This window comes from Mesotoga infera (assembly GCA_011045915.1).
Taxonomy (GTDB): Bacteria; Thermotogota; Thermotogae; order Petrotogales; family Kosmotogaceae; genus Mesotoga; species Mesotoga infera_D.
This window is the reverse complement of sequence record DSBT01000392.1, coordinates 1-6,985: the sequence shown is the minus strand read 5'-3', so window position 1 is coordinate 6,985 and position 6,985 is coordinate 1. Positions and strand designations below refer to the sequence as shown.

General features: G+C 41.9%; 5 protein-coding genes and 1 pseudogene. 3 read left to right on the top strand and 3 right to left on the bottom strand.

Translation table 11 applies throughout. The annotated features are described in order from the left end of the window. Nucleotides 1–93: 93 nt before the first annotated feature. A complete protein-coding gene (locus ENN47_12630) occupies nucleotides 94–945 on the bottom strand; it encodes a GNAT family N-acetyltransferase (protein ID HDP78993.1) in 852 nt (283 codons plus the stop codon). Nucleotides 946–1,163: 218 nt separating this feature from the next. Continuing rightward, complete coding sequence (locus ENN47_12625) at nucleotides 1,164–2,771, bottom strand: tetratricopeptide repeat protein (protein ID HDP78992.1); 1,608 nt, start codon at nucleotides 2,769–2,771, stop codon at nucleotides 1,164–1,166. 584 nt (nucleotides 2,772–3,355) lie between these two features. Between ENN47_12625 and ENN47_12620 the strand changes: the two genes are divergently transcribed. Then, nucleotides 3,356–4,738 (top strand): radical SAM protein, encoded by a 1,383-nt coding sequence (locus tag ENN47_12620; GenBank protein HDP78991.1) that lies wholly within the window; start codon nucleotides 3,356–3,358, stop codon nucleotides 4,736–4,738. Then, nucleotides 4,735–5,997 (top strand): MFS transporter, encoded by a 1,263-nt coding sequence (locus ENN47_12615; GenBank protein ID HDP78990.1) that lies wholly within the window; start codon nucleotides 4,735–4,737, stop codon nucleotides 5,995–5,997. Before ENN47_12620 ends, ENN47_12615 begins: the two co-directional genes overlap by 4 nt. Before the next feature lie 37 nt (nucleotides 5,998–6,034). Here the strand turns inward: ENN47_12615 and ENN47_12610 are convergent, their stop codons facing one another. After that, complete coding sequence (locus ENN47_12610) at nucleotides 6,035–6,652, bottom strand: hypothetical protein (protein ID HDP78989.1); 618 nt, start codon at nucleotides 6,650–6,652, stop codon at nucleotides 6,035–6,037. Between the two features lie 51 nt (nucleotides 6,653–6,703). Here ENN47_12610 and ENN47_12605 point away from each other — a divergent pair. Continuing rightward, a pseudogene (locus tag ENN47_12605) lies at nucleotides 6,704–6,985 on the top strand (IS1634 family transposase).

Below are 6,985 nucleotides of genomic sequence, written 5' to 3'. Positions count from 1 at the left end.
GGAACAAATGGGGTCAGACTCCGATTTTCCCATTAAGAAGAGAAATCGCAGACCAAAATCTGTGAGGGTTTTCTTCAAGACAGAAACGAAAAGTTAGCAAAAAATCGAGTCTGTCCCTTTTGCCCTTTTGCTACGGGCATTGCGGACTTGTGCTTTTTCTATCTCATTAAACCCTGCACGCAGCGCTGTGGAGGCCGAAGCGTCGTTATCGCCCCAGCAATGCCAGCCGATTCTATCGAAGCCCCGTTCGATTGCCCCGTTAACCATCGCGTCTATCACCATCGACGCAAAGCCTCTGCGCCTGTACTTTTTGTTCGTTTGAATCCCTATTTCCACCCGATTGCCCGACACGTAATCTGCGAGCGACCAGCTGACGGCCTCGGTATCGGTATGAATACATAAGCCAAATCCCTTCTCAAGAAACCTCTCTTTAGATCTCCACGGATCCTCTACCCATTTGCGGACATGTTCGTCCCCGTCGAGTCTTCTATCCAGAAAATCCCTGTCCACATTTGACAGATAGAAGCCGGTCGGCAGATCGATCTCCCGGGTTTTCGGTTTATCCAGAAGAAAGCTCCTGCGGAAATACCTTCTCGGATAAGTGTCTTTCAGGATCAGAGGTATATACTCTTCCCAGGCCTGCGGGTATGTGTACAGCGTGAAATCGACGCACCTGCTGGATTCGTTCCCGATAGCGTAGAGTTCTTCCCTTATTACCCGGTTAACCTCAATTGCCCTGCCCTCTGAAGGCTCTCCTTCGAGATAGAACCCTGAATCGCCGGAGATCTCCCAAACGAAATACGTATCGGGACTCATCACATCATCGGCATAGACAAAGCCTTCGACATCCTCCTGTAAGACGGCCCTGACCGAAAGATACCTGTCAAGTCCTCTCACGAGGGGTATGACTTTTGAGTATTGACTTTTGTCCAGTCTCTTTATCATATAGATTATTCCTCCCTTTTTTGAAGTATCTCTTATGATCCGGGGGAGGTTATGAAATGCTTTCGCGACTTTTATGCATAGAAGACACCGGCCGTGGACTTATGGTTGTTTCACATCTACGACCAAGAGGATTTTACCATAGATAGTAATACACAAATCCTTCGAATTCAGTAGATCTGGATAACAGCGCAATCCTCAACGAAGCTACTTCCGATGTATCACGAAAACTTCATCAAAAGATTCACTAGCTTTGTTCTACATCTCTTAGTATCTAGTACCCAGTATGCTAGAGTAGAAGGAACATTTTTCAATCCGTACTCTTGCACAAACAACTTGAGCTCGCTGATAGGTTCTAATTTAACTCCCCAATCTCTGTTGTAGCGCGCATAGTCTCTCATAAAAGTATCTATGATCACTCTCTCTTTCTCCGTAAGTTGAAGATACCCAGAGATGAATTCTTCGCTTTTTCTTTTCGGCATGACATCCAAGAACTTCATTGCAGCGTCTCTTCTACCTTCAAGAAAGGGATGAAGATCGAAAAGTTGTCCAATGAACTTCATTAGCTCGTATCGCCTCTTAGCTATCTCTTTAAGCGTATGCAGATCAATTGAACAAGCTTCAACTATTCTTAATAACACGCCTTTTCGGCACAAATAGGGAAAGCTACCCATTCTATCTCGAAGAGCAGAGTAAGTTGAAAGAACTAGCTTCTTCGCATCATTTGATGAAAGCTTTCCGAGTTCATTAATGGCTATCTCGAAACTTTCTTCGACTTTGGATTTCACATACTCGTTAACAATCGGGAAAGGATCATTTAAGAGATCTACGGCTATTTCCAATCCGACGATTATCTTCCTAAGAGTCACACCTCTTATTCTTCTTGTTATGCCGTTCAGCAAGTAACTCAAATTATCCCACGCCACACATGTTTTTCTGCTCGTGTTCTTAACATTTTCTATGTGTTTTTTCAAGTATGATCTCGTCAAGTCTTCGTTTGGATACTCCGATTGTTCAAGCTCAACAACTGCAAGCCTATCCCGCAGCGTTTGCAGTGGACCGTCCTTCTCAAAGCCAGTCATTCTTTGTAATTCGATGGTGTTGTACAGCCCTTTATCCTTACTCTCATGTTGGATAATTGAAAGAGTGTCCAGTACACACGAAGCAGAGCTAAGCTTTTCATCGTAGTAACCTGAATAATAGGCAGCTCTCTCCGCTAGCTTCAACGAATATTCTATGTTATCCTGCTTCATGTACCATGAATAATCGTTGAGTACATTAATTAACCCCTGTGGATCTTCAAGTTTCTTTGCCATTTTCAAGGCTTCTTCAAACAAATCTCGAGCCTGATCTCTGTTCCCCCTCTGAGCAGCGCTTCTTGCTCTTCCAACTAGGAGAAGTATTTTCGCAGAGCTCTCTTTCTCGTATACTTCACTCCAGACCCTAAAAACCCTGATTTCTCTTTCTGGATGGTAGAGACCGTAATAATTGGTAAGCGCCCATGCGACTTCTTTGCGCACTCCAGAAGGTATTCTTCCAAACTCTCTTCTCAGTTTGTTGTATAGTTCGTCATTTTCATCATTTGACACAAGCAGCTTTAAAGAAAGTAATAGATAGAAGAGACTGCGATTCCTCGTGCTTCTATTTAATCCATGTTCAATCATTGAGACAATAGCAGAAGAATCTTCTCCGGCATACATGCAATCAAGAATTTTGATGAACTCTCTCCATTCTGAGGTGGGGAGTTTATCCATGTACATATTGACAATAGGTCTTGAGTAGAATATTCCAAATTCGCCATTAAGTAGACTAGGTATCTTGCGATTCAACTCAACTCTCCTTCAGCTACTGCAAAGAAAGAAATAGGTTTGCTCTTGAGTTTTCGCCAATCTAACAAGAACAAGCTCTAACACATGAAGAACTATAGTGTTATGCATCAAAAAAGACAATTGTCTTTGAGTGCAACGAAACATAGACCTATAATTGTCTAATTAAGAGCATTATAGCAGATAGGAACTTGAAAATCATATCCAAAGATCTATAATCTCTACTGTACCGAAAAAATTGGCTGTCCGGAGGTCTTGGGAAAATTAATGGATCCATCATGTTATGAAGGAGGTTCCGAAGTGGAAGATCTAAAGGAAGAAATCAAAGAGTTTTACGAGTTCTTCGACTATTCTTGGATGAAAAACATTGAAGAGCCCTGGTGTCACACAGCAATAGTTATCTGGTAATCAATTACCTGAGTACTGAGTACAACAATTCCCGAACTTTCAAACGAGTATATTCAATCAAGTTGTAAAAAAATACTGTCAAGATCTCCGGGTTATTACATCCATATCTGGACTTTAGGGGTAATTTCATCATAGAAATGCATCAGAATACTCCTATCGAAGAATAAAGGAGATAGTATATGGCTGATTCGGCGTATCTTTTATCACCTGAAGTACGATTGATAAGTACCAACAAAGGGTTTTGGGAGATTCGTTTGGACAGAAACCTGCACCGCTTCATCTCACAAACACAGGGTTACATACTGTCCTTATGCGATGGAACTAACACTTTGAACGACATAATCAACCAGGTTGCAAGACTTTATGACAAGAGTTTTGATGAATGCTTAGAGAAGGTAAGTGGATTCCTAGAGGAAGAGGTCTTAAGCGGTGCAGTAAACTACCTTGATAGAAAACTATCCGCAAAAATCAACCCCTATGAAGAGATGAAATTCATGTTCGTTCCACAGATGGCAGATGATTTTATAGTCTCTGAAGAATTAGAGAGCATAGGCATTATCCTGACAGAAAGATGTGATTACAACTGTATCTATTGCTTTGGAAGTTATGGAAGAGCCTCAACACAGGCAAAGGAACTTACACTAGACAAGGCAATTAGCATAATTAGAGAGGCCCGTAGCCTCTCGGCTGAGCACATAATACTCTCAGGAGGAGATCCATTTGAATATAGAGGAATCCTTGATATTCTAGATGTTGTACGTTTAGAAGGATTCAGGTCTTGCGAGATATCGTCCAAAGGTATCAGATTGACCAAAGAATTCATAAAAGACTTGAAGAAAACCGGACTGAAAAGAATTCAAATTAGCATAGATTCACTCAATGCCGATAGTAATGACTACTTATCTGGAACAGCGAGATCATTAGAATATGCGTTCCGTGCAATCTTCTGGTCAAGATGGTATGGGATTGATGTTAGTGCAAGGTCTACCGTCACTCGAATGAACTACAAAGAAATAGGGGCCTTTATAGATAGTCTTTGTCACATGGGTATAAAGCAAATAAGGTTAGTATCTGTAATTCCGGTTGGTAAGGCACTTGCTGAGATGGCTCTCTCATCCAAGGAAGCAAACTATGTTTCTGGACTCGTCGAAGCAGCCAGAAGTGAGCACAAGGAAGCTCAAATCGAATTTTTCTCTCCAAAGGCAGGGTCACCACTATATTGCTCTGGTGGAAAGACATCATTGTTCGTGTACCCTGATGGAGATGTTAGTATATGTGATCTCGCTTCTCAGATCAAAAACAACTTCCATCTAGGAAATGTCTACAATGACTCTCTAAAGAATTGTTTGAGGAGATCTCGCACTGTGAATACGAACAGTATAGAAGCTTGCCGACAATGTGCTGCAAGAGAGGTTTGCAATGGAGGTTGCCGAATTATATCTTATAGCTTCTATCGCAATCTTGATAGTCCCTATCCTCTATGCAACATGGCAGGTAACAACTCCAGCACTACTAATAATAGTTTTCTCGACTTTCAAGAGGGAAAGGGGTATGAGGAATGAAGTTCGGTCTTCGCACTAAGAACAGAAACTTCACGATCTACTATTTTGGTAGATCTGTATCTCTCCTCGGGAGCGGAATACAGTCTCTTGCCCTTTCGCTGTACATATTAGACATAACTGGCTCGGGTAGGGCCATGAGTACTTTTCTCGTTATAAGCATCTTGCCCAAAATCATCTTTGCCCCTCTTGCAGGAGTTCTTGGAGACAGGATCAATAGAAAATCGATAATGGTACATCTTGATTTGCTTCGCGGCGCTATTATTCTTTTCATGTGCATTCTGACCTTCAACGGACATATGGGGATCATTTATATATATTTGTTTCAGCTGATAATTTCCACAATAGATATATTCTTTGATCCTGTTACAAGATCTATTCTTCCAGACATAGTCAAAGAGAGTGATCTAATCTATGCGAATTCTATCGTAAACGCCACAGATAGCCTAAGTTACGTAATTGGACCGATTCTGGGCGGAGTCCTCTATCCCATCGGAATGGGGTTTGTCTTTCTGGTTAATTCAGTGACTTTCATTGCATCTGGTATTTCTGAAATCTTCATAGACTACAAGAAGAGTTCTCTCAATGGAAAATTGACCATGGAGCAAGTCTGGAAGGACTTTAAGAATGGACTGATAGCCTTGAAAAGACTATCAGGTGTCTTGAGGATGATGTCTTTTATAACGCTCACAAACCTCATCATGGGTCCTGTGATTTTGCTCGTTGTTCCTTTTTTTGCAAGGGAAGTTGCTAAGTTCGACAGTTATCAATATAGTATTATCAATTCTTCGTGGCTCGTAGGGATTACTCTGGGAAACATTATCCTTTCAGCAATTGTGGGAAAGTTCGCAAGAAAGAAAATAGTCCTGATCGGATTGCTTCTTCAACTTATATTCTTCTATATTTTCTGCTGCCTTAGCTTTCCGTGGTTTGTAAGTTTCTTCGGAGAAAGGTCGTGGGTATATGTTCTGGTGCTAACGACACTTTTTGCTGCAATTGGATTCTTCAACGCGTTTGTCAATACTCCTGTTGGAGTGTATTTCCAAATGGCAGCGCCTTCTGAAATCAGAACCCGGGTTCTTTCGGTAATCGCTCTGATTGCCCAGATAAGTATGCCTGTAGGAATGGCTCTTTATGGATTTGTAATAGACAGATTTCCTGCGCACCTTGTTATACTGTTTTCTCTGATTCTCACAACCTGCATAACTCTCTTCTATTCCTTGATGAATTCTTTCGAGCTTCTTGAATCTGAGCAAAAGTAGGATAACCCATAACTCACGAAGTGCGTGAATGTTACAGCTAATAGAAAGGAGCAAGAGAAGGAGAGCGGAAACAGGAATCGAGGAGATGGAAGTCGATTTTGACCTGTTCCAAGAGTAAAGACCTGAGCATAGAGATAGCTCTTTGGATCGTTTCGAAGACTTTATACCTCTTTGTTTGAGACTTAGTCTTCTCGAGAATGAATCGGTGAAGGTCATTGAAAATCAGATAGGCAAGAATAACCAGGATAGTCCAATGCTTGTGGCCATCTTCAGTTGAGAGTCGGGCTTTGCCGAGCGAGAAGTGTTGTTTGGCAGTCTTGAAGTAGGACTCTATGGACCATCTGTTGAGATAATACAGAAAGATATCCTCAGATGAAAGCTCAGTATCTGAAGAGACTAGGGTGGTTCTTCTCCCATCATCCAGCTCGGCCACAACTATCTTGAGAGGAACTCTAACAGACTTGAAGCGAACAACTCTCTGGTGTAATCTGACGGTTCTATCTCTTATTATGGCTTCCTCTGAGAAATCACGAACAGAGTTCTGGTAGTGGGATACTCTGGTAATAGAGTCTTCAAAGGAACAAATGGGGTCAGACTCCGATTTTCCCATTAAGAAGAGAAATCGCAGACCAAAATCTGTGAGGGTTTTCTTCAAGACAGAAACGACAAGTTAGCAAAAAATCGAGTCTGTCCCTTTTGCTACGGGGAACTGAAGAGCGGACTCGATCTTCGTCCTATATACCATTACACAGACGCGAGGGTGAAGGGACACATAATGATCTGTTTCCTTGCGCTTGTAATGGAGACTGCCTTATGCAGAAAGTTGAAAGAGATTGGAAGTGCTTTCTCTTACGCAGAAATACTTGAAGACTTGAAAGAGATAAGGGCAGTTGAGCTAACGGTAGAAGGCAAACGCTTTCTTGCAAGGACTGAAATGATGGGCAATGCTTACGACGCTTTCAAAGCACTCAAAATAAGACCCCCGGAT

Coding starts and splice junctions, on each gene's coding strand:
- ENN47_12630 (HDP78993.1), bottom strand. CDS start 945: ATGATAAAGAGACTGGACAAAAGTCAATACTCAAAAGTCATACCCCTC.
- ENN47_12615 (HDP78990.1), top strand. CDS start 4,735: ATGAAGTTCGGTCTTCGCACTAAGAACAGAAACTTCACGATCTACTAT.
- ENN47_12620 (HDP78991.1), top strand. CDS start 3,356: ATGGCTGATTCGGCGTATCTTTTATCACCTGAAGTACGATTGATAAGT.